The organism is Burkholderia sp. SIMBA_062 (genome assembly GCF_046534765.1).
Classification (GTDB): Bacteria; Pseudomonadota; Gammaproteobacteria; order Burkholderiales; family Burkholderiaceae; genus Burkholderia; species Burkholderia ambifaria.
This window is the reverse complement of sequence record NZ_JAWRYD010000381.1, coordinates 1-259: the sequence shown is the minus strand read 5'-3', so window position 1 is coordinate 259 and position 259 is coordinate 1. Positions and strand designations below refer to the sequence as shown.

Sequence of the window (259 nt, the reverse complement as noted above, 5' to 3'; positions counted from 1 at the left end):
CTGTGGGGCTGGACCGCTGTCGGCGCGGCCATCGAAGTGCTGTTCCAGATCCTGCCCGTGGCGCTCGGTCTGCGCAGCACCATCGACGCGGGACTCGCGCGCGTGTTCTTCTCGTGGACGCTGCACGCGATCGTCTACTTCTGGCTGATGCCCGCGTACATCGCCTATTACACGATCATTCCGCGCGCGATCGGCGGCCGCCTCTACAGCGATGCGATGGCGCGCATCTCCTTCATCCTGTTCCTCGTGGTGGCGATGC

At 65.3% G+C, this 259-nt stretch carries 1 protein-coding gene; it reads left to right on the top strand.

The genetic code is table 11. The features are described from left to right. The coding region (locus SB786_RS36770) for a cbb3-type cytochrome c oxidase subunit I (RefSeq protein ID WP_410731657.1) at nt 1-259 on the top strand (259 nt) is incomplete at both ends.